At 43.4% G+C, this 20614-nt stretch carries 13 protein-coding genes, 2 tRNA genes, 3 rRNA genes and 2 pseudogenes; 14 read left to right on the plus strand and 6 right to left on the minus strand.

The genetic code is table 11. From position 1 onward, the window contains the following. The first annotated feature begins 99 nt into the window (after positions 1 to 99). From ftsY to rrf, 9 genes and pseudogenes are all read left to right on the plus strand, one after another. The gene (ftsY, locus tag ACO1B7_RS13845) at positions 100 to 1203 is read left to right on the plus strand and encodes a signal recognition particle-docking protein FtsY (protein WP_004278679.1); all 1104 of its coding nucleotides are present in this window, start codon (positions 100 to 102) and stop codon (positions 1201 to 1203) included. Between the two features lie 177 nt (positions 1204 to 1380). Then, positions 1381 to 2070 (plus strand): annotated as a pseudogene (locus ACO1B7_RS13850) (nitroreductase family protein). Positions 2071 to 2266: 196 nt separating this feature from the next. Beyond that, the gene (locus ACO1B7_RS13855; protein ID WP_423090253.1) at positions 2267 to 2860 is read left to right on the plus strand and encodes a nitroreductase family protein; all 594 of its coding nucleotides are present in this window, start codon (positions 2267 to 2269) and stop codon (positions 2858 to 2860) included. 211 nt (positions 2861 to 3071) lie between these two features. Continuing rightward, the gene (locus ACO1B7_RS13860) at positions 3072 to 3686 is read left to right on the plus strand and encodes a DUF2057 family protein (protein ID WP_005100087.1); all 615 of its coding nucleotides are present in this window, start codon (positions 3072 to 3074) and stop codon (positions 3684 to 3686) included. Positions 3687 to 4155: 469 nt separating this feature from the next. Next, positions 4156 to 5693, plus strand: a 16S ribosomal RNA gene (locus ACO1B7_RS13865). 60 nt (positions 5694 to 5753) lie between these two features. Continuing rightward, positions 5754 to 5830: transfer RNA gene (locus ACO1B7_RS13870), tRNA-Ile, on the plus strand. A gap of 71 nt (positions 5831 to 5901) precedes the next feature. Further along, positions 5902 to 5977: transfer RNA gene (locus ACO1B7_RS13875), tRNA-Ala, on the plus strand. A 494-nt stretch (positions 5978 to 6471) separates the two neighbouring features. Further along, positions 6472 to 9366, plus strand: a 23S ribosomal RNA gene (locus ACO1B7_RS13880). Positions 9367 to 9573: 207 nt separating this feature from the next. After that, positions 9574 to 9688 (plus strand): 5S ribosomal RNA (gene rrf, locus ACO1B7_RS13885). Together the 16S, 23S and 5S rRNA genes with 2 tRNA genes alongside form the textbook arrangement of a ribosomal RNA operon. A gap of 402 nt (positions 9689 to 10090) precedes the next feature. Here the strand turns inward: rrf and ACO1B7_RS13890 are convergent. The 6 genes from ACO1B7_RS13890 to ACO1B7_RS13915 form a co-directional block, all read right to left on the minus strand. Next, positions 10091 to 10672, minus strand: a complete 582-nt coding sequence (locus tag ACO1B7_RS13890; protein WP_004731225.1) for a lytic transglycosylase domain-containing protein — start codon at positions 10670 to 10672, stop codon at positions 10091 to 10093. 124 nt (positions 10673 to 10796) lie between these two features. Next, entirely contained in the window at positions 10797 to 11288 is a 492-nt protein-coding gene (locus tag ACO1B7_RS13895) for a GNAT family N-acetyltransferase (RefSeq protein WP_044108312.1), read from the minus strand. Between the two features lie 113 nt (positions 11289 to 11401). Then, positions 11402 to 12601: an acyl-CoA dehydrogenase family protein gene (locus ACO1B7_RS13900; RefSeq protein ID WP_423090254.1), complete on the minus strand. Its 1200-nt coding sequence runs from the start codon at positions 12599 to 12601 to the stop codon at positions 11402 to 11404. Positions 12602 to 12624: 23 nt separating this feature from the next. Then, positions 12625 to 13911 carry an acyl-CoA dehydrogenase family protein gene (locus ACO1B7_RS13905; RefSeq protein WP_423090323.1) on the minus strand — a complete coding sequence of 429 codons (1287 nt, stop codon included), beginning with the start codon at positions 13909 to 13911 and terminating at the stop codon, positions 12625 to 12627. 246 nt (positions 13912 to 14157) lie between these two features. After that, positions 14158 to 15534: an ABC1 kinase family protein gene (locus ACO1B7_RS13910; protein WP_004647106.1), complete on the minus strand. Its 1377-nt coding sequence runs from the start codon at positions 15532 to 15534 to the stop codon at positions 14158 to 14160. A 160-nt stretch (positions 15535 to 15694) separates the two neighbouring features. Next, positions 15695 to 16003 carry a hypothetical protein gene (locus tag ACO1B7_RS13915; protein ID WP_004731213.1) on the minus strand — a complete coding sequence of 103 codons (309 nt, stop codon included), beginning with the start codon at positions 16001 to 16003 and terminating at the stop codon, positions 15695 to 15697. Positions 16004 to 16203: 200 nt separating this feature from the next. Here ACO1B7_RS13915 and ACO1B7_RS13920 point away from each other — a divergent pair, with 200 nt between their 5' ends. The 5 genes and pseudogenes from ACO1B7_RS13920 (at position 16204) to ACO1B7_RS13940 (ending at position 20537) form a co-directional block, all read left to right on the plus strand. Continuing rightward, entirely contained in the window at positions 16204 to 16590 is a 387-nt protein-coding gene (locus ACO1B7_RS13920) for a hypothetical protein (protein WP_044108319.1), read from the plus strand. 204 nt (positions 16591 to 16794) lie between these two features. After that, positions 16795 to 17805, plus strand: a complete 1011-nt coding sequence (prmB, locus tag ACO1B7_RS13925; RefSeq protein ID WP_044108320.1) for a 50S ribosomal protein L3 N(5)-glutamine methyltransferase — start codon at positions 16795 to 16797, stop codon at positions 17803 to 17805. A gap of 13 nt (positions 17806 to 17818) precedes the next feature. Further along, positions 17819 to 18913 carry a chorismate synthase gene (gene aroC / locus ACO1B7_RS13930; RefSeq protein WP_004280471.1) on the plus strand — a complete coding sequence of 365 codons (1095 nt, stop codon included), beginning with the start codon at positions 17819 to 17821 and terminating at the stop codon, positions 18911 to 18913. 67 nt (positions 18914 to 18980) lie between these two features. Continuing rightward, entirely contained in the window at positions 18981 to 19502 is a 522-nt protein-coding gene (locus ACO1B7_RS13935; RefSeq protein WP_312586266.1) for a GNAT family N-acetyltransferase, read from the plus strand. 125 nt (positions 19503 to 19627) lie between these two features. Continuing rightward, positions 19628 to 20537 (plus strand): annotated as a pseudogene (locus ACO1B7_RS13940) (AEC family transporter). Positions 20538 to 20614: the final 77 nt, after the last annotated feature.

Here is a 20614-nt window from a genome sequence, read left to right on the forward strand (position 1 = left end):
TTTTTGGTATGTTTGTCCAGCATTTGCATTGCTAGCTGCAAAGCAGGCAAGTTATGGTAGAATCTGGGTTTTTAACGCAATGCTTTTCAAGGATTCGGCATGCAACAGCAATCTAATGGGCAAAACAAATTTTTGATTGATGCTGATATCGGAGATGATGATGTCACATTACCGAGCTTACCTGCGGTCAATGTGCCTATCGTAGAAACGCCAAGCGAAACAGCTGTAGTTTCTGCACCTGTCGAAACAGAAACTGAAAATGAAGATTCTGCGGCGAAAGGTGGCTTCTTTAGCCGTATGAAAGTGGGTTTAACCAAAACCCGTAAAAACCTTGCCGATGGGATGGTAAATATCCTGATCGGTGGTAAAGAAATTGATGATGAATTATTAGAAGAAGTCGAAGAGCAGCTTCTGGTGGCCGATATCGGTGTGGAAGCCACCAAGACCATTATCGCTAACCTGACTGAACGTACGGCACGTGGTGATTTGATCTATTCGCATTCACTCTATAAAGCGCTTCAGGAAGAACTGGTGGCTTTATTGGCACCACGGGTAAAACCGCTGCATATTGATCCGAATAAATCGCCTTATGTGATTCTGGTAGTTGGTGTGAATGGTGTCGGTAAAACGACTACCATTGGCAAGTTGGCAAAGCGCCTGCAAGGTGAAGGCAAGACCGTCATGTTGGCAGCAGGCGATACTTTCCGTGCGGCTGCAACTGAACAGCTCCAGATCTGGGGTGAGCGTAATAATATTGCGGTTGTTGCTCAGGGTCATGGTGCTGACTCAGCTTCAGTGATTTTCGATGCTTTTGAAAGTGCGCGTGCCAAAGGTGTGGATGTATTGATTGCAGACACAGCGGGCCGTTTGCATAACAAAGGTCATTTGATGCAGGAATTGACTAAAGTAAAACGTGTAATGCAGAAAATCGATGCCACTGCACCTCATGAAGTGATGTTGGTGGTCGATGCCGGTACTGGTCAGAATGCTATTAATCAGGTCGAGATGTTTGATGAGGCGGTAGGCTTGACGGGCTTAACTATTACCAAACTTGATGGTACTGCCAAAGGTGGGGTACTGTTTAATATCGCCAGTCGTACTCATGTGCCGATTCGCTTTATTGGTGTGGGTGAAAAAATTGATGACCTGCGTCCATTCTCTGCCAAATCTTTTGTTGCTGCATTATTTGAAACTGAAAAATAAATAATGTGCAATGCTTCACATAAACTCCGCCAAGTGCGGAGTTTGTTGTTTTTGGCTGGTTTGAGTGTTGTAAAAACCGACAGTAAAACCACCACTAAATCTGCCCATCTTGATAAAGGCCTTATAATTGTAGGGGATTTTCTAAGCTGATTTGGCTTGTTTTTTGTGGGGTAGAAAATGGCATTGCTAAATAAGATTGGTCAGGTATTAACAAGTGATATAACCAAGGATTTTAAATTTTCAAGAAAAAATAAACTGAATGGTGATTTAGAACTGACTTTTGTCGATCAATTGAAAAAGCGCCGTAGTATCGATCAACTCGGTAAGCGGGTACATTATAGTCAGACTTAGCTTGGCGAAATCATTCAGGAAGCAGTGCGCAGTTGCCCTTCGGCTTATGATTCTCAAACTACGCGCATTGTGGTGTTATTTGCAGATTCTCATCATCAATTCTGGGAAATTGTGAAACAGGTACAGCGTCAGCATATGCCGGCATCTATTTACGAAGGAATGGAAATCAAGTTGAATCAATGTGCTGCTGCCTATGGCACGGTTTTGTTTTATGAAGATCAAGCCGTGATTCAACAATTACAAAAGAAAATGCCATTAAATAGTGAAGATTTTCCAGCATGGTCGGAACAAACTTCCGGTATGGCGCAATTTGCTGTGTGGACGACGCTGGCAGATTCTGGCTTAGGGGCATCCTTACAGCACTACAATCCACTGATTGATGAAAGGGTCGCTGAGCATTTTGAAATTGAAAAGAACTGGTTGTTGCGAGCCCAACTTTGCTTTGGATCAATTGAACAAGCAGTAGAAGAAAAATTACAAAAGCCGGATCAGCACCGTTTCAAAGTATTTAATTAAAAGTTTATAGAGAACTTTATATGTGACAGCATGGAAGCTGCGGATAAAATCAGATACAAATACGCTACCCAGATCTAAATCTGATTGTTCTATAAATAAAACACATTGTTATCGAAATGCACCTGTCTTGGGTGCTTAAAGCACGTAGTATGACTTTATCGATTTTTTAATAATCAAAATATATAGAGGTGAATTCATGGCATTTTTAGATCAAATCAAACAACGCCGTAGCATTTATTCAATTGGAAAAAATGTAGAGCTGGATCAAGCAGAAATTGAGAAAATCATTAAAGATGCGGTGAAGCACAGTCCGTCATCTTTTAACTCGCAAACCTCGCGTGTGGTGATTTTATTTGGTCAATCACATGATACTTTCTGGCATATTGTACGTGAAACTTTACGTGATCTGGTTTCAGCAGATGCATTTGAATCAACCAATAGCAAGATCAATGCTTTTGCTGCAGGTTATGGTACCGCACTGTTTTATGAAGACCAGAACGTGGTGAAGTCGATGCAGGAGCAGTTTGCACTTTATGCCGATAACTTCCCGGTCTGGTCTGAGCATTCTTCTGCTATTGCACAGTTTGCAACCTGGACCGCTTTGGCAGAAAGAAATATTGGTGCTTCATTGCAGCACTACAATCCACTTATTGATGAAGAAGTCGCACAAACTTTCGAGATTCCATCTCACTGGAAACTTCGCGCTCAACTGGTATTTGGTTCGATTGAAGCTCCTGCAGGTGAAAAAACCTTTATGGATGATGCAGAGCGCTTTAAGACCTTTGCATAAATAATTTTAGATTAAAAAGTAGATTTAAAAGAAGCACGTTGATGCTTCTTTTTTATGTCTTCGAGTTGTATTTAGATGTGATGTAATATGTCTAGCCAAATAAATGCTAAGAACACAGGCTGTATCGCTCCAGCTTTTGTCATAAGATTGTCATTTAGACGCGGCATAGTGCAGCTAATTTTTAATAAACAACCAAAAATGAGTATAGGATATGGGTTTACGTATTGCGGCAACTGCAGCAGTGTTTCTGTTTAGCACACCAGTTTTTTCGGCAGTGACCGTCACAGTACCTGAAGAAATAAAAATTGTTGCCGTAAATGATCAAGAGGTGAACTCGGGTCTATTACGTTCTAATCAGACTTATAGCTTGGATGCAGGTGTAAATGCGATCAGCGTACGCTATAACGAATTTTTCCAGCATTCAGACAATTCACATGACATTTTAAAGTCAGGTGTGGTTACGGTAAAAACACCAAGCCTTAAAGATGGTGAAACTTACCGTTTAGCACTTATTCAGGCGCCTAAAGATTTTGATGCAGCGCAAAAATATAAAGATCAGCCCATTATTGGCCTATATGATGCGAAAAATCAGCTCTTAGTCCAGCAGACGGGTGCTAAAGATTCAGCGAAACCATGGTTTGGAAATCGCGTATTGACTAAAAAAGTAGATATGACAACTCAAGCCGCGACACCAGTTCATCAACCGGCAGCTATATATACTCAGTCAGTAGAACAGAATGATCAGCAGCTGATTCAATTATGGCAGAAAGCTTCTAAAGCTGAACGTCAAAAATTTATGACTTGGCTCGCTGAGCAGACAAATTAAAATATTTTGATGAAGAATCAAAAAGATCACCATTGAGGTGATCTTTTTTTATGAGATGAAGGCTAGTAAATTAACATTTGCTTAAACTTTTCATGCGGAATTAGCTAGAAAAACGCAAAAAAGTGTTAAAAATAGCCTTTTAGATTAAAAAATAAACGCATGATTGGTTTTTTTGAATATTTTTAAGAAAAGCCCTTGCGCTCGTTTTGAAACTGTATAGAATACGCAGCACACCAACGCAATGCATGAAACGAAATGTTAAGTGATTGGGTTGGAGCTTGAAACTGACGAGGTTTTAAGAAGATCATTAAGAGATTATGAAGAACAACTTGTGTGGATTTTTACTGGTTGATTGATCGAAATTATTTTCATTGATTGATGGTAGAAATTACTCGAAGTTTATTTGAGAAATATTTGTCAGAAAATTGATGAGCCAAGATTGGTGCCCTTTAAGGCACTACATAGTATTAAACTGAAGAGTTTGATCATGGCTCAGATTGAACGCTGGCGGCAGGCTTAACACATGCAAGTCGAGCGGGGAAAGGTAGCTTGCTACTTTACCTAGCGGCGGACGGGTGAGTAATGCTTAGGAATCTGCCTATTAGTGGGGGACAACATCTCGAAAGGGATGCTAATACCGCATACGTCCTACGGGAGAAAGCAGGGGACCTTCGGGCCTTGCGCTAATAGATGAGCCTAAGTCGGATTAGCTAGTTGGTGGGGTAAAGGCCTACCAAGGCGACGATCTGTAGCGGGTCTGAGAGGATGATCCGCCACACTGGGACTGAGACACGGCCCAGACTCCTACGGGAGGCAGCAGTGGGGAATATTGGACAATGGGGGGAACCCTGATCCAGCCATGCCGCGTGTGTGAAGAAGGCCTTTTGGTTGTAAAGCACTTTAAGCGAGGAGGAGGCTACCGAGATTAATACTCTTGGATAGTGGACGTTACTCGCAGAATAAGCACCGGCTAACTCTGTGCCAGCAGCCGCGGTAATACAGAGGGTGCAAGCGTTAATCGGATTTACTGGGCGTAAAGCGCGCGTAGGTGGCCAATTAAGTCAAATGTGAAATCCCCGAGCTTAACTTGGGAATTGCATTCGATACTGGTTGGCTAGAGTATGGGAGAGGATGGTAGAATTCCAGGTGTAGCGGTGAAATGCGTAGAGATCTGGAGGAATACCGATGGCGAAGGCAGCCATCTGGCCTAATACTGACACTGAGGTGCGAAAGCATGGGGAGCAAACAGGATTAGATACCCTGGTAGTCCATGCCGTAAACGATGTCTACTAGCCGTTGGGGCCTTTGAGGCTTTAGTGGCGCAGCTAACGCGATAAGTAGACCGCCTGGGGAGTACGGTCGCAAGACTAAAACTCAAATGAATTGACGGGGGCCCGCACAAGCGGTGGAGCATGTGGTTTAATTCGATGCAACGCGAAGAACCTTACCTGGTCTTGACATAGTAAGAACTTTCCAGAGATGGATTGGTGCCTTCGGGAACTTACATACAGGTGCTGCATGGCTGTCGTCAGCTCGTGTCGTGAGATGTTGGGTTAAGTCCCGCAACGAGCGCAACCCTTTTCCTTATTTGCCAGCGGGTTAAGCCGGGAACTTTAAGGATACTGCCAGTGACAAACTGGAGGAAGGCGGGGACGACGTCAAGTCATCATGGCCCTTACGACCAGGGCTACACACGTGCTACAATGGTCGGTACAAAGGGTTGCTACCACGCGAGTGGATGCTAATCTCAAAAAGCCGATCGTAGTCCGGATTGGAGTCTGCAACTCGACTCCATGAAGTCGGAATCGCTAGTAATCGCGGATCAGAATGCCGCGGTGAATACGTTCCCGGGCCTTGTACACACCGCCCGTCACACCATGGGAGTTTGTTGCACCAGAAGTAGGTAGTCTAACCGTAAGGAGGACGCTTACCACGGTGTGGCAGATGACTGGGGTGAAGTCGTAACAAGGTAGCCGTAGGGGAACCTGCGGCTGGATCACCTCCTTAACGAAAGATTGACGATTGGTAAGAATCCACAACAAGTTGTTCTTCATACGATGTATCTGAGGGTCTGTAGCTCAGTTGGTTAGAGCACACGCTTGATAAGCGTGGGGTCACAAGTTCAAGTCTTGTCAGACCCACCAAATCTGACTAACGAAGCATGAAAGTGCTGAAGCAAACAGAACGGAACGATACATTGACTTATTGATAAGCTGGGGACTTAGCTTAGTTGGTAGAGCGCCTGCTTTGCACGCAGGAGGTCAGGAGTTCGACTCTCCTAGTCTCCACCAAATTTCAAGATCATAAAACTTAAAGCACTGCTTTAAGGCTTTTACTTGAAATTTAAGCAAGAAGCTACGCTTCGCGCAGTATGTAATCATACAGTGATGAAGTTGTTTAGTTCCTAAGCGATCAAGTGTTTAGATCCTAGAGATTAACAAGTACAAGCGTTATGATACGCGCACTTGATAACCTCTGTGATTTATCACAGTTTCCTGACCTGACGAAGGCTGGAAAAATCATTAACAGAATATATTTGAGTTGAAATAATTTGTTCATACTCATGACTGACATTAACACTAGCAGTGATTTATTACTGTGATGTGAAGATGAAAGAAATGAGTTACTAGCGAAATTAACTGAATCAAGCGTTTTGGTATATGAATCTAATTGAAGCTGTACGGTGCTTAAGTGCACAAACGCCAACTGTATGAGCGTGATGAGAGATCATCACAATCTGTTGCTTATCCCACTTGTAAGGATAAACGACTGTTTGGGGTTGTATAGTCAAGTAATTAAGTGCATGTGGTGGATGCCTTGGCAGTCAGAGGCGAAGAAAGACGTGATAGCCTGCGAAAAGCTCCGGGGAGGCGGCAAATATCCTGTGATCCGGAGATGTCTGAATGGGGAAACCCACTTACCATAAGGTAGGTATTGCAACATGAATACATAGTGTTGCAAGGCGAACGAGGGGAAGTGAAACATCTCAGTACCCTTAGGAAAAGAAATCAATTGAGATTCCCTCAGTAGCGGCGAGCGAAAGGGGAAGAGCCCATTAAGTCATATAAGTTCTAGTGGAACGCTCTGGGAAGTGCGACCGTAGACGGTGATAGTCCTGTACACGAAAGGGCTTATATGATGATGTCGAGTAGGGCGAGGCACGTGAAACCTTGTCTGAATATGGGGGGACCATCCTCCAAGGCTAAATACTCCTGACTGACCGATAGTGAACCAGTACCGTGAGGGAAAGGCGAAAAGAACCCCTGTGAGGGGAGTGAAATAGATCCTGAAACCGCATGCATACAAGCAGTGGGAGCCGGCTTAGTCCGGTGACTGCGTACCTTTTGTATAATGGGTCAGCGACTTATATTCAGTAGCAAGGTTAACCGAATAGGGGAGCCGTAGGGAAACCGAGTCTTAATAGGGCGTTTAGTTGCTGGGTATAGACCCGAAACCAGGTGATCTATCCATGAGCAGGTTGAAGGTTGGGTAACACTAACTGGAGGACCGAACCCACTGTCGTTGAAAAGCCAGGGGATGACTTGTGGATAGGGGTGAAAGGCTAATCAAACTTGGTGATAGCTGGTTCTCCCCGAAAGCTATTTAGGTAGCGCCTCGGACGAATACCATTGGGGGTAGAGCACTGTTTCGGCTAGGGGGTCATCCCGACTTACCAAACCGATGCAAACTCCGAATACCAATGAGTACTATCCGGGAGACAGACTGCGGGTGCTAACGTCCGTAGTCAAGAGGAAAACAATCCAGACCGCCAGCTAAGGCCCCAAAATTATAGTTAAGTGGGAAACGATGTGGGAAGGCATAGACAGCTAGGAGGTTGGCTTAGAAGCAGCCACCCTTTAAAGAAAGCGTAATAGCTCACTAGTCGAGTCGGCCTGCGCGGAAGATGTAACGGGGCTAAAACTATATGCCGAAGCTGCGGATGCATAATTTATTATGCGTGGTAGGGGAGCGTTCTGTAAGCCGATGAAGGTGGATTGAGAAGTCTGCTGGAGGTATCAGAAGTGCGAATGCTGACGTGAGTAACGACAATGCGAGTGAAAAACTCGCACGCTGAAAGACCAAGGGTTCCAGTCCAACGTTAATCGGGGCTGGGTGAGTCGACCCCTAAGGCGAGGCCGAGAGGCGTAGTCGATGGGAAATTGGTTAATATTCCAATACTTCTGTGTAATGCGATGAGAGGACGGAGAAGGTTAAGTCAGCCTGGCGTTGGTTGTCCAGGTGGAAGGTTGTAGGCATGTATCTTAGGCAAATCCGGGGTACTCTATGCTGAGAACTGATAGCAAGCTGTACTTGTACAGTGAAGTGGCTGATACCATGCTTCCAGGAAAAGTCTCTAAGCTTCAGTTACACAGGAATCGTACCCGAAACCGACACAGGTGGTCAGGTCGAGTAGACCAAAGCGCTTGAGAGAACTCTGCTGAAGGAACTAGGCAAAATGGTACCGTAACTTCGGGAGAAGGTACGCTGTTGTCTGTGATAGGACTTGCTCCTTGAGCGGCCGACAGCCTCAGAAACCAGGCCCCTGCAACTGTTTATTAAAAACATAGCACTCTGCAAACACGAAAGTGGACGTATAGGGTGTGATGCCTGCCCGGTGCTGGAAGGTTAATTGATGGGGTTAGCGTAAGCGAAGCTCTTGATCGAAGCCCCAGTAAACGGCGGCCGTAACTATAACGGTCCTAAGGTAGCGAAATTCCTTGTCGGGTAAGTTCCGACCTGCACGAATGGCATAATGATGGGGGCGCTGTCTCCAGCAGAGACTCAGTGAAATCGAATTCGCCGTGAAGATGCGGTGTACCCGCGGCTAGACGGAAAGACCCCGTGAACCTTTACTGCAGCTTGACATTGAACTTTGATCTTACTTGTGTAGGATAGGTGGGAGGCTTTGAAGTCGCGACGCTAGTTGCGATGGAGCCGTCCTTGAAATACCACCCTGGTAATATTGAGGTTCTAACTCTGTCCCGTTATCCGGGACGAGGACCATGTCTGGTGGGTAGTTTGACTGGGGCGGTCTCCTCCTAAAGAGTAACGGAGGAGTACGAAGGTGCGCTCAGCGTGGTCGGAAATCACGCGTAGAGTATAAAGGCAAAAGCGCGCTTAACTGCGAGACCCACAAGTCGAGCAGGTACGAAAGTAGGTCTTAGTGATCCGGTGGTTCTGTATGGAAGGGCCATCGCTCAACGGATAAAAGGTACTCTGGGGATAACAGGCTGATACCGCCCAAGAGTTCATATCGACGGCGGTGTTTGGCACCTCGATGTCGGCTCATCTCATCCTGGGGCTGAAGCAGGTCCCAAGGGTATGGCTGTTCGCCATTTAAAGAGGTACGCGAGCTGGGTTTAGAACGTCGTGAGACAGTTCGGTCCCTATCTACCGTGGGCGTTGGAAATTTGAGAGGATCTGCTCCTAGTACGAGAGGACCAGAGTGGACGAACCTCTGGTGTACCGGTTGTCACGCCAGTGGCATCGCCGGGTAGCTATGTTCGGAAGGGATAACCGCTGAAAGCATCTAAGCGGGAAGCCTACCTCAAGATAAGATTTCCCCGAGACTTTATGTCTCCTAAAGAGCCGTTGAAGACTACGACGTTGATAGGTTGGATGTGGAAGCATAGTGATATGTGAAGCTGACCAATACTAATTGCTCGTGAGGCTTGACTATACAACACCCAAACAGTTGTTGTACGAACTTCGAAAGAAGTGAGGATCGATTGATTCGATATTAAACAAAGTGACTTGATTTAGTTACGCTAAACGAACAAACTACTGCGACTCAGATATACCTGTTAATAACTCATTTGATGAAAGCTAGGCTAGCGAAGTGAAAACAACGCCAATAAGACCCAAGCAAATAGTCATAAACAGTTGTGCTGGCGACCATAGCAAGAGTGAACCACCTGATCCCTTCCCGAACTCAGAAGTGAAACCTCTTAGCGCTGATGGTAGTGTGGGATTACCCATGTGAGAGTAAGTCATCGCCAGCTCATTATTCCAAAACACCCCCGACCATAAGGCCAGGGGTGTTTTTTTTGTGCGTGGAATTTTAGATAAGATATTTAACATATCTATATCTCAAAGTTGATCAGATTCTTCTGAGACAGAGAATTCCTGTTAATTTGTTTGACCTATTGGGATCTCTGTAAAACTAGCGCTATAAGAGTTTACAAGCTGATCTTATAAACCTTACAAAATAAAAAACCAGCGAATCGCTGGTTTTTTATTGCAGACTATTTTAGCTGAATATATATATCATGGCTGAGATTAATAGGTTGTAGGTATACACTTTCATGGTAAAAACTTTAATGGACACAATTAGCGATTACTATTTACCAAATATTAAATAAAATAGCCTAAGTATGGTTAAATTAATTCTCTTTATTCAGTCATTAGAGAGAGTCTTTTAGCATTTTTTTATGCTGTTTTACTTGGTTGGCATAACGTTTACCTTGTTTACGCATTTTACGATTATTTTCATAACCTGACGGACCTACATTATAATAGGCAAGCGCTTTCTTCCAGTCACCGGATGATTGATTATATTTAGAAAGAATATATGTACCACATTGGATATTACTGCTTTCATTGTATAAATCACCTGGACAAGTTTGTTGCCAATATCTCGGAATCACTTGCATCAAGCCTACCGCACCTGCTGGCGAAGTTGCTTGGCTACGATAAGTAGATTCCTGACGAATCACAGCCGCCACTAGAAGCGGATCTACACCCTGATTTTGTGCATGTTGAACAATTAAAGGTGAAACACGATTAGCTGTACTGGATGGGGTGGAATAAGCAGTTTGAATGCCTTTAGACAGCTTAGCTGCGCGTTTTTCTACCGAGCCTCCGCCCAAGGATGAACAACCCGCAAAAAGAAAAGTGCTCAATAAAATAGAGGAAAATTTAAAAGATTGAGAATGAAATAGTGAACGTTTAGATTTAATTGGATTGAATAAATGAGAAACAAACAAACTGTGAATTCCATGCCTGAATAAACGTATTTCGATGTTAGGCAGCCTATATACAAGAGTCAAGCTTGCTGCTGATGAAAGCACTTTATTAATGTACAAACTTTATCTATCTACTAAAAAATCTCTAAGTTGAAAGATTTTTCAGCATCCAGATTTCACAGGCTTCACTATGTCCGGTATTGCCTTGAGGATGATCAAGATGCTGAAAACCTAATTTTTCATAGAGTTTCACCGCTTGCCAAAGCACTTTAGTTGTTTCTAGATAGACTGACTTAATCTGATGAGCCTGTGCGAATTCAAAAGATAATTCTAAAATTTTCTTGGCAAAACCCTGCTGACGAATTTCAGGTAAAAAGTACATTTTCTGAATTTCTAAAATAGTTGCATCACCTTTTAATGGCGCAATTCCACCACCCCCGTAAATTTTATTTTGTTGATCCACAACAACCCAGTAGGCTGATTTTGGTTGCTGATAAACTTGATATAGCTCATCTAGAATAGAATCACCTACGGCAAAACCAGATTCTGCTGCCAGTCCAAATTCTTGGGAAACACGACGAATAATGTTTGCAATTTGGGCATTATCTTCAGGCTGAATAGGACGAATAGAGTACATATTGCACTGATTTTATTTTGAAAAAACGATGAATTTTTATAACCTTAAATCCTTAAAAAATCCATCGTTTAATTAACTCATGTAAGTTTAATTCGCTATTTAATGAGTAATCATTATTTTAATTCGCTCGATGATTTTCCTAGTTCCCGACGGGCAATAATCAGTTGCTGAATTTGCTGGGTGCCTTCAAAAATATCCAGAATCTTGGAATCACGCGCCCATTTTTCTAAAAGTTCAGTTTCGTTATAACCAGTGGCTGCCGCAAGTTCGACACATTTTAAGGTAATTTCATTACCGATCCGACCGGCCTTGGCTTTGGCAATAGATGCTTCACGTGAATTTGGTTTGTGATTATCGGCCATCCAGGCGGCTTTCAGCATCAGAAAGCGTGATGCTTCCCATTCAGCTTCCATACGATAGATTTGTGCTGCGATATTAGAGCTTTGTAAATACGGTGTGGCATAAGTAGAGTCCAGTTGATCCTTAAAAATCTCCTTGATGCGTTCCAGCGAGGCTTTCGCACAACCAATCGCCATGGCTGCAACCAGCGGGCGAGTATTATCAAAGGTTTCCATTACGCCAGCAAAGCCTTTAGCAACATCGATTTCTGCATGACCGAGCAAGTTTGCTGCAGGTACTCGACAGTTGATAAAGCTAATCGTGGCAGTATCGGATGATTTAATCCCTAATTTATGTTCCAGTCGTTCAACCTTCATTCCTGGAGTACCTTTGGTCACCACAAATGATTTAATTGCCGATCGTCCCAGTTTTTTATCCAAAGTTGCCCAAACGACCACTGCATCAGCACGCTCTCCGGAGGTTACAAAAATCTTCTCACCATTCAGAATATAATCATCACCATCTTTGGTTGCAGTGGTACGAATTGCAGCGGAATCTGAACCGCAACCTGACTCGGTAATCGCCATGGCGGCCCAAGTTTCATGAAAACGGTGCAATTGCTCCTCATTGGCAACAGCTGCAATGGCTGAATTTCCTAATCCTTGGCGTGGCATCGAGAGTAATAAGCCAGTATCGCCATAACACATTTCAATAATGCTTAGGGCGGTAGACATATTGATACCATTTTTATTAGTCGTATCTGCATCGCCACGTTTATTGACTGCTGCACCAGCATTCATGCCTTCACTACCTTGGTTCATGCCATCCACGACTGAAGCGAGCATGTCTAGCTCTATCGGATAAGCATGTTCAGCCTTGTCGTATTTACGTGAAATAGGACGCAAAACATTGAGGGCAACTTCATGTGCTTGATCAATTAAAAGCTTAAATTTTTTTGGAGTTTGTAGATTCATCATTGTTCTTCTTTATGTTCTGATCAGGTATGCAAGCCAGAATGGAGAATGGCAGTGGCTCTCAAGTCTCTATACCAGCGTTCTACCGGATGTTCTTTGGTAAAGCCATGACCACCTAAAATCTGTACACCATCGGTGCCTATTTTCATGGATTTTTCTGCGCAGAGCAGACGCGCTATATAAGCCTCACGATGGAAAGCTTGACCGGATTCAGCCAGACTGGCGGCATTCAAGATCAACATTTGCATCGCATCAATTTCAATGGCCATATCGGCAATCATAAAGGCGACACTCTGACGATGGGAAATCGGTTCACCAAAAGCGATACGTTCATTGGCATATTGCACACAGTATTTTTTGACTGCTTCACAGGTGCCCACCGCCATCGCACACCACATCAAATTGCCCAAATCTACGAATGCACGATAATCAAAATCTTCATCACCCAGACGATATGCCGGAGTATTTTCAAATTTTAGCGTGACTGTTTCAGTGGCCTTTAAACCCATAGCCGGCGATTTTTTCGCAATGATGGTACTGTCGCGTTGCACCACAAAGACCTCAGCTCTGCCATCCAGATCAGCACTGACCAGATACAGATCGGCACTTTCTCCCAAGAGCACTAAGGTCTTTTCACCCAGAATTAGATAATGTCCCTGATGTGCAACAGCCTTGGTTTTAAGTTGCTCCGGGTTAAACGCTGCTGTTTTTTCCTGTACTGCAAAGGTGGCCTTTAACTCAGGATTCTCTGCGAAAGCGCCCAGATATTCTGCCTGAATCTGCTCTGAGCCCCAGCGGGTAATGGCGTTAATGACACTAAAAGTCGAAAGTAAGCCAGCCGTCAGACTGAAATCACCCTGAGCTAAATGTTGAGCGATTAAAATATTACTGACGATATTCTGTTCTGATGCAACGCCCCCCAATGCTTCAGGCAGGGCATAGAAATTCAAACCTAAATCAGTGCTATATTGCCAGAGTTCATGGGGAAATAATTCATGCTGATCTGCATTATGCGCCAAGGGATATAGCACCTCTTGGGCAAATTGCTGCATGGCATTACAGGTCATTTGCTGTTCTTCAGTCAGGTTCAGATCAAATAAGGATTTGGACTGATGCGGCAGACGCTGTTTTTGAATCTTCTGGCCAGATTTCAGGATTTTCTGGGTTTGACTCAGGGTTTTGAATCCTGCTTTTGAACTTTGATAAAGTGATTTTTCTACAAATTTACGCAGTTTTAATTGATCTAATACTTCGCTGCCCGCGATTTTTGTCAGTAGGGATAAGCCAAATCCTTGGGCTTTATTCACCATATTATTCATTCTGATTATCCTAAAGGTGTTGTCACGTTATTTTTTTTAATACTGACATGCACTCAGAGATAAAACCATGTCATCCCTGACATGAATGATTGACAATTTTTAGGTTTCGGGGATTGAAGAAATGGAGGAATAAATTAATGAAAAATAAAAGAAAGATAAAAATATAAAAAATCGAATATGTCTAAAAATTGACCCGAATGACAAAATCATCCGGGTCTTTTTGATGCAGGTTTTATTTTAAGAGAGATGATGTTTAATCATGGCACGCACATTGGTTTTGGCATCAATCACGGTCATAAAAGTATAGGCACCAATAAATTTACGGCTAATAAACATAAATTCTTTGGGTGGAACACTGAAATAACGTGAAGCCATAGATCTCGACGCCTGTTGCATCACACGGCTATGCAGCTGGCTTTTTTTCCAGTCATAGCGATTATGTTCATCCATGATGCCGGCTGGCAATTCCTGATTATTTAGCGGTGAACTAAACGCTTCGGTGGCCAGTAAAAAGACTTTGGCCATATCCGGTTTGATGCTTTGTGGAATCGAATCAAAAAATTCATAACCAGTCATCGCTTTGACCATCATATCCGAGTCATGATGATAGCCTGCTTGAATCAGATTACGTGCAACACTCAGCAGATGCTGGTCAAACTGACGGATCGCGCCAAAGTCGAGCAGAATGATCTTGTCGTGCACATCTGCGCCATTGCCGAGACGAACCAGATAATTACCAAAGTTCGGATCGGTTTGCATCTCGCCCCATTCGAAAATTTCACGTACTGCAATTTCCAGAGAGGCTTCACCTAACTGGTTGCGGCGTTCTTGGGGCAGGGACAACATCACCGGGCTATTGATCGGCACACCGCGTTCGAAGGTCATGCACAGCACACGATCAGAGCAATATTCATTAATAATGGTCGGGACGATATAGCGAGGATCATCTTTTAAACGGGCAGCAAAACGACGCGTGGTATCTGCTTCAATCTGATAATTTACTTCACGGTGCATCATCTCACGGACTTCATCGAACCACTGGTCGAATTCGCGGGTCTGCGGCACGATGCGAGTCAATTTCAGCATGTTTTTAAACAGGCTCATATCCGAATCAATGGCTTCTGCCACACCCGGATACTGAATTTTTAACACCAGTTCCATGCCATCAGATTTTCGGGTAGCGCGATGTACCTGTGCCAAAGAAGCTGTGCCCAAAGGTTCATGATCAATGGTGAGATCGTCGAGTTTTGAACCGAGTTGTTGCTGTAACTGGGTCTTGATGGCTGGCCATGCCAATGCCACCGTCTGATTGTTCAGGGTATTTAGAGCTTGAGTGACTTCTTCTGGCAGAAAATGCTCACCATACAGTGCCATCATCTGGCCAATTTTAACGATAGAACCTTTTAGCTTGCCAATTTCTGCCACCAGATAATCAGCCTGTTCTTTCATGGCTTTTTTACGTTTCTTTTCTTTTTCTTCTTCACTTGAGAACATGGAGCTTGCACTAGAAGCCGCCCAACGCGTGCCTGCCAGCAAGGATGCCTTTGCGATCGATAAGCGTCGATCCATAGAGGAGGTTTTCAGTTGTTTAAGCTTATCGTTCTGATCTGACATGTAAACTCGATCCTTTCATCATCAGCATGAAGCAGAATAAATCATTGTAAGGGATAGTAGCGTTTCTGCACGTATTAAAAAAGTTTAAGCCGCTGAATTCATAGTAAAAGCTAGGCAAGCTTTCATTTATTCACCAACTTGTATCAGTTTAGACAGGGCATTATGCCATTTGAAATTGGATTTTTAATTCGGATCGTTGTTGTAACTGTTGTTTATTTGTTTGAATATGTTGATGAATCAGGCGCTGTACGCTGTCATGCATGAAGCCCAAAGCATAGCCTTTTACAATCACAATACTTGGCAAGCCAAAAAACAGATATTTAGCATCGTCCAATGTCGCATCGGTAAATACGCCATGTTGCACTAAGGTCGACTGCAAAAATACCTTTTCTTGCTGCACCTGACTGGAGGCTTTATCATTCCAGTAATTCTGGCGCATCGCCATAAGATTATTGTGCTTATAGCTCATAGATCTGGGCTCATTTGAAGATTGAATGCGGATTATATGTGGGTCATGTGCCAATTTTCAATTGTGCAACTGTTTAATCTTTCATTCCGAGAAAGGCATAGGATTTTTGTCTGGACTGCGTTAATATCAGTGGATAATTTAAACAATATTGATTGTTAAACATTTATTGGGATTGTACCGGTTTCGGTCAAGGGGAAGTTATGCGTCTTGCATGGTTTTTAGTTGCAATTTTTGCGGGTACTGCGGTTCAGACGCAGGCTGCTATTGGGTATTCCAAGGAATATACACAGTGCATGAATTTTAGTTATGGTAATACACTTAAAGCGGAAAAATGCCTGGAAAAAGAGCTGAAAGTTCACAATAAACGTCTGAAGAAAAACTATAAAACTTATCTTAAATTGAATCCGAATCAAACCGCCGCCATTCGCAGTCAGCATGTATTGTGGGAGCGTAAACTGGCCCAGCAATGTAATTTTAGAATGTCAGGAAAATATGCCAAACAGCAACAAGGGCAATGTATGCTGGCTTTGATTATGGATCAGGCCAATCTTTATCAATCCCGCTCTTATGCGTCCGGGTTCCGATAAATCATCATAGTATTAGCATCGACATTTAACAGAAACATCCCTGAATAAAGTAAACATTTATCTGAATAATCGCTCACAAAAACAGGAGTTTTATAATTTTTGTGGGCGTAGAGAATTCGTGTTTTTCCTGCTTTTAGCATTATAAAAGCAGGCAAAACAAGGTATCATAAGGCGTTTAAAAAAATGACCTTGGAGACGCCTTAAGTGGATCGACCGACTATTAGCCCTGAACACATGCAGGAAGCCGCTGAAAATTTAACCACCATTCGTGATTTTATTCGTTTTGGGGTTACAGCATTACGTCAATACGATGCACATTTGGGCCAAGGCACAGAAGATTATTTTGCTGAAAGTTCAGCCTTGGTCTTACAAACCCTGTCTCTAGAGTGGAAAGCGGACGCTGAGATTCTAGATGCCAAATTATTACCAAGTGAAAAAGCCGAATTTTTAAGTCTGCTGGAACGCCGTATTAATGAAAAAGTACCGACTTCATATTTATTGAACCTGGCTTACTTTGACGGCAAACCCTACTATGTTGATGAGCGTGTGCTGATTCCACGTTCACCGATTGCTGAACTGATTCAAAACCGTTTCGCCCCGTATTGCCTGGGCGAACATGGTCAAATGGGTGAAGCGGTGAATAACTTGCCGGAAAACCCGAATCCGAAGACACCACAACGCATTCTAGATATGTGTACCGGTTCCGGCTGTATCGCAATTGCCTTGGCTTATGCTTTCCCTGAAGCGGAAGTAGATGCCACCGATATTTCTAAAGAAGCATTGGAAGTTGCGCAAATCAATACTGAGCATCATGACAAGCAATATCAGATCGCATTACTTGAATCGGATTTGTTCGAAAAAATTCCAGCCGAAAATCAATACGATTTAATCGTATCTAATCCGCCGTATGTCGATGCGGAAGATATGGCTGATTTGCCTGAGGAATTCCATCATGAGCCTGAACTTGCGCTTGCTGCAGGTCAGGATGGTCTGGATCTGGTGCGTAAAATGCTGGCTCAAGCTGCAGATTATCTGACTGAGAATGGCCTGATCGTGATTGAAGTGGGTAACTCAGAATGGGCAATGCGCCAAAACTTTAATTCAGTCGATTTCTACTGGTTACAATTCCAGAAAGGTGGTACTGGTATCTTTGCATTGACTGCAGAGCAATGCCGTACTTACCGCGATTTATTTATTCAGTCTATTCAAGCATAAGGAGTCGTTTGACATGGCAGGTAATAGTATAGGGCAACTGTTCCGTGTAACGACTTGTGGTGAATCTCACGGTGTTGGCCTGATGGCAATCATCGATGGGGTTCCACCCGGCATTGAGCTGACTGAAGCTGATTTGCAAAAAGATCTGGACCGTCGTAAGCCGGGTACATCGAAATTTGCAACCCAGCGTAAAGAACCCGATGAAGTAGAAATTATTTCCGGTGTGTTTGAGGGTAAAACGACCGGTACTTCAATTGGTTTGTTAATTCGTAATACGGATCAAAAATCGAAAGACTACGGCAATATCGCACAAACTTTCCGCCCGGGTCATGCTGACTATACCTATACCCAAAAGTATGGTTTCCGTGATTATCGTGGTGGCGGCCGTTCAAGTGCGCGTGAAACGGCAATGCGTGTTGCAGCGGGTGCCATTGCCAAGAAATTCCTTTTTGAGAAATTTGGCATTGAGATTCGTGGTCATGTAACCCAAATCGGTACAGAAAAAGCAGAAAAACTGGACTGGAATGAAGTTCCAAACAATCCGTTTTTCTGTGGTGACGTGGATGCAGTACCACGTTTTGAAGCGCTGGTCACGTCTTTGCGTGAGCAAGGCACCAGTTGTGGCGCTAAACTCGAGATCATTGCATCTAAAGTACCTGTGGGTTGGGGCGAGCCTGTATTTGACCGTTTAGATGCAGATATTGCCCATGCCATGATGTCGATTAATGCCGTTAAAGGTGTAGAAATCGGTGATGGCTTTGGCGTCGCTGAACAGTTTGGTCATGAAAGCCGTGATGAACTCACCACAGAAGGCTTCCTGGCCAATCATGCTGGCGGTATTCTAGGTGGTATTTCTAGCGGTCAGGACATTCGTGTTGCGATTGCCTTGAAGCCAACTGCGTCTATTACCACGCCGGGTAAAACCATCAATATTGAGCGTGAAGATACTGATGTACTGACCAAAGGCCGTCATGATCCTTGCGTGGGCGTGCGTGCAACCCCGATTGCTGAAGCGATGCTGGCGATTGTGCTCATGGATCATTTCATGCGTCACCGTGCGCAAAATGCCGATGTTGTTGCGCCATTTGCACCGATTGAACCTAAATAATTTGCTTTAACTTTAAAGTGAAATTGTTTTAAAGTCAGACTCCGGTCTGACTTTTTTTATTTATAAAATGAATCACTATAAAAATATACGATTGGCGAGCAAAGCTGATGTTCAGCAACTTACTATGCTGATTAATACAGCTTATCGTACTCCGGGTGGATGGACGACTGAAGCAGGAATGATCCAGGGTGATCGTATTCAAGAAAAACAGTTATATGACTTGCTCAATTTAGAAAATTTTCAGCTCTTTGTGTTGGAAATTGATAATAAGCTTCTTGGTTGTATTGGCGTGAGCTTAGGACAGCAAGTAGCAGAGATTGGAAGCTTTGCTGTTGCACCTGCTGAGCAAAACTCGGGTTATGGCAAGCAATTATTGGACTTTGCCGAATCCCATATTTTCGAAATATTTAAAAAGAAAGTGATTCAGATGTCAGTATTAAATGTCCGTATTGAACTGCTGGCATATTATCAGCGCCGTGGCTATCAGCTGACTGAAAAGATTGAAGCATATCCACTGGGTCAAAATGTCGGAGAACCGTTGATTCCGTTACATTTGCTGATTTTAGAAAAAATCAGCAAATCAATATGATTAGTTGATGAAAATTCAAGCTTTTTACTGCTTAAATTGAGTAGTGGGAAAGCTCCTGAACATGCTAAGTTTTCTGTTCAGTCTAAGTGACTTAAGATTAGGCAGAAAACAGACCAGGATGTCACATGCTGCATATTATTTTAACTTCTTTATTTCCCCTCATCGGACTGATCAGCTTTGGTTATCTGCTTAAGCGTAGGCAATGGTTGAGTGATGATTTTTGGCGAGGCGCTGAAAAGTTAAATTATTATGCATTGTTTCCGGTAATGCTGTTTTTAAATCTGGCCACTGCCAAGATTCAAATGAATGTCATTCAGGATGTAGTACTGGTCGTATTTAGCATCATGGCTGTGGTCAGTATTGCGCTGTATATCTTGCGCCAAATTTACCGAATTTCCTATGCGCGTTTCGGCGTCTATGTTCAAGGTTTACTGCGCTTTAATACCTATATTGGCCTTGCTGCTGTCAGCGCCTTATTTCAGCAGCAGGGTATGACTATTTTCGCTGTGATCATGGTGCTGTGTATTCCTTTGGTGAATATCTTGTCAGTGCTGGCATTTACCCGTAGCCACGATATGCAGCTGAAAAAAATCGTCCTGGATTTGTCTAAAAATCCATTAATTTTAGGCTGTATAGTGGGTGGTTTATTTAATCTTTCCGGTTTGTCACTCTGGACTGGAACAGAGCAGTTCCTTAAACAGATTGCACTGTGCAGTTTGCCGCTCGGTTTGATGTGTGTGGGAGCAGCCTTACAGTTTCAGGGTTTTCAGCGTGATGTATTGCCACTCAGCCTGATAACCTTTGGTCGCCTGTTCGGAATGCCGCTGATTGCATTTTTAGTGTGTAAAATTTTCCAGATTGATGCATTAACTACTCAGGTATTGGTCTTGTTCTTTGCACTTCCTACCGCCTCAGCTTCGTATGTCTTAACCCGGGTGTATGGTGGCGATAGTGAGTTAATGGTGTAGTATTATCAGTGTACAAACAGTGGTCGCAGCAGGAAGCTTAGTACTGATGCTTTCTTGGATTATCTAAAATTCTAGAATAAATGATAAAAGTCTAAATTTTGCTTTGGATGACATATACTTTGAATTATTAAAATAGCCTAAGCA

Origin of the sequence: Acinetobacter lwoffii (assembly GCF_049367455.1) — a bacterium.
GTDB classification, from domain to species: domain Bacteria; phylum Pseudomonadota; class Gammaproteobacteria; order Pseudomonadales; family Moraxellaceae; genus Acinetobacter; species Acinetobacter lwoffii_W.

Coding starts and splice junctions, on each gene's coding strand:
- ACO1B7_RS13920 (WP_044108319.1), top strand. CDS start 16,204: ATGCGTCTTGCATGGTTTTTAGTTGCAATTTTTGCGGGTACTGCGGTT.
- ftsY (WP_004278679.1), top strand. CDS start 100: ATGCAACAGCAATCTAATGGGCAAAACAAATTTTTGATTGATGCTGAT.
- ACO1B7_RS13915 (WP_004731213.1), bottom strand. CDS start 16,003: ATGAGCTATAAGCACAATAATCTTATGGCGATGCGCCAGAATTACTGG.
- ACO1B7_RS13855 (WP_423090253.1), top strand. CDS start 2,267: ATGGCATTTTTAGATCAAATCAAACAACGCCGTAGCATTTATTCAATT.
- ACO1B7_RS13895 (WP_044108312.1), bottom strand. CDS start 11,288: ATGTACTCTATTCGTCCTATTCAGCCTGAAGATAATGCCCAAATTGCA.
- ACO1B7_RS13900 (WP_423090254.1), bottom strand. CDS start 12,601: ATGAATCTACAAACTCCAAAAAAATTTAAGCTTTTAATTGATCAAGCA.
- ACO1B7_RS13935 (WP_312586266.1), top strand. CDS start 18,981: ATGAATCACTATAAAAATATACGATTGGCGAGCAAAGCTGATGTTCAG.
- ACO1B7_RS13860 (WP_005100087.1), top strand. CDS start 3,072: ATGGGTTTACGTATTGCGGCAACTGCAGCAGTGTTTCTGTTTAGCACA.
- aroC (WP_004280471.1), top strand. CDS start 17,819: ATGGCAGGTAATAGTATAGGGCAACTGTTCCGTGTAACGACTTGTGGT.
- ACO1B7_RS13910 (WP_004647106.1), bottom strand. CDS start 15,534: ATGTCAGATCAGAACGATAAGCTTAAACAACTGAAAACCTCCTCTATG.
- ACO1B7_RS13905 (WP_423090323.1), bottom strand. CDS start 13,911: ATGGTGAATAAAGCCCAAGGATTTGGCTTATCCCTACTGACAAAAATC.